The 1895-nt window shown below is 40.9% G+C and carries 2 protein-coding genes; one reads left to right on the top strand and one right to left on the bottom strand.

Features of this window, described 5'->3' with window-relative positions; genetic code table 11:
• The coding region (locus tag WBM49_RS00555; protein ID WP_424370108.1) for a PAS domain-containing protein at positions 1-1171 on the bottom strand (1171 nt) is incomplete at its 3' end.
• 268 nt (positions 1172-1439) lie between these two features.
• On the opposite strand from WBM49_RS00555, the gene mce reads away from it, so the two are divergent.
• Complete coding sequence (gene mce, locus WBM49_RS00550) at positions 1440-1841, top strand: methylmalonyl-CoA epimerase (RefSeq protein ID WP_424370107.1); 402 nt, start codon at positions 1440-1442, stop codon at positions 1839-1841.
• The last annotated feature ends 54 nt before the right edge of the window (positions 1842-1895 follow it).

Here is a 1895-nt window from a genome sequence, read left to right as displayed (position 1 = left end):
AAACAATATGGGCAAAGTTTAAGAGGCTTTCATTCTGGAAAGTGGTAGTATTTAGCAGTTGTTGCATTTCATCTTCGGTCTGCTTCTGGGTGGTAATGTCCCAATTACACCCGATCATTTTTATAGGATTCCCTTCAGCATCGTGTAATACCGTAGCTTCGCCGTGGATCCAGTGAATATCTTCACCCGGCCATAGGATACGGAAATTCATATCTAACTTTTGTTTTCCGGCTATCGCATCTTCCACAGCTTTCGCTGACCAATCCTTGTCTTCAGGATGCACGGTTGCACCCCAGGCCTCATAAACACCGCTAAATTTTTCTCTGGGGATACCATAGATTTTGTACATGTTATCATCCCACTCTAACACATTATTGACAATATCGAAATCCCAAATGCCAATCTTGGCAGCATTTGTGGCTATTTCCAGACGCTTGCTAATTTTGTTTTTTTCAATTTCCGCACGTTTACGGCTGTCAATATCCTGAAAGGTTCCAATAATGCGGATGCATTTTCCATCAATCATCTCGGGTTCTCCTTTGGCGCGTACCCAGATCTCTTTCCCCTTTTGAGTAATCACTATCAGCTCTGTATCCCAAGGAGTTCCTTTTTCCATTCCGGCTTTTACCAGTTTAGTTATGGTCTCCCTACTGAAGCCTTCTTTATAAAAGTTGATCCCCGTTTCCAGGTTCGGTTCAAAATCTTCAGGCACATCATGGATTTCTTTGGTCATGGCAGACCAGTAGATCTTATTTTTTATTAAGTCCAAAATCCATCCACCTACCCTGGCCATTTGTTCTGCCCTAATATGAAGATCTTTGCCTAACATTTGCTCCGTAACCTTCTCCAGGATTATCATTATACTGCCCACCTCATTTTTTCCATTCTGGTAGGGATTTATTTGCCATTGAAACCATTCTACTTCCCCCATGGGATCTGCGAATCGTGTTGGTTCAGATTTCTTGCTAATCCCCTCTTTGGACAGTTGCAGGTCCATAAACAGTTCTTTCGGAAGAAGATGCTGTAGTTCGAGACAAGATTTCCCTTTAATGGAGGAATCGAGCTTGAGGGTATGGAGCAGGAGTTGAGAAAAACTTTCAAACTTAAGGTCGTTATCTAGAAGTGCCACGGGGACTGGGAAATCATAAAGTGGGATAGTTGTCTTAACCATTCTAATGTTTTTGGCCTAAAGAATATTTTATACACCTACAAGAAAGATAGAAAAATCTTACATATAGATGTATTTAAAACATCTTACTAGACCAATTATTGTAAAAAAGCAAAGATTTCTTTGAGTGGAATGCACTGATTGTCAAAATTATTCCCGCACTTTCTGAATAAATAACCTAGGGGCTTTATACGATTCAGGCTTTTACATCTGAACGAATTGAAGCAAAAAATACGCCTAAAAGTGTATTTTTGAATAAGAGCACAAAACGATGAAGAAAATAGAACATCTGGGCATAGCGGTAAAAGATCTGGAAGCATCTAACCGTTTATTTGAAAAATTGTTTGGAACACCGCATTACAAGATGGAAGAAGTGGCCTCAGAAGGGGTTAAAACCTCTTTTTTTCTGGCGGGCCCCAATAAGATAGAATTGCTGGAAGCCACTACGCCAGACAGCCCCATTGCCAAGTTTATAGAAAAGAAGGGGGAGGGCATTCATCATATTGCTTTTGAAGTAGATGATATTAAGGCAGAAATAGCCCGACTACAAAAAGAAGGCTTTGTGGTGCTCAACGAAGAACCCAAAAGGGGGGCTGACAATAAATGGGTGGCCTTTTTGCACCCCAAAACCACGAATGGGGTGCTTATAGAATTGTGCCAGGAACGGGTATAAGATCCTGGCAGCAAATTCCAAAGGACACTGTTATTTTCATGGAAACTACAAATG

The organism is Muriicola sp. (assembly GCF_049669965.1).
Classification (GTDB): Bacteria; Bacteroidota; Bacteroidia; order Flavobacteriales; family Flavobacteriaceae; genus Muriicola.
Note: the sequence above shows the minus strand (reverse complement) of the source record. Positions and strands in the feature narration are given on the sequence as shown.

What these genes read in the sequence shown, in the direction of transcription:
- mce (WP_424370107.1), top strand. Translation starts at nt 1,440, where the DNA reads ATGAAGAAAATAGAACATCTGGGCATAGCGGTAAAAGATCTGGAAGCA.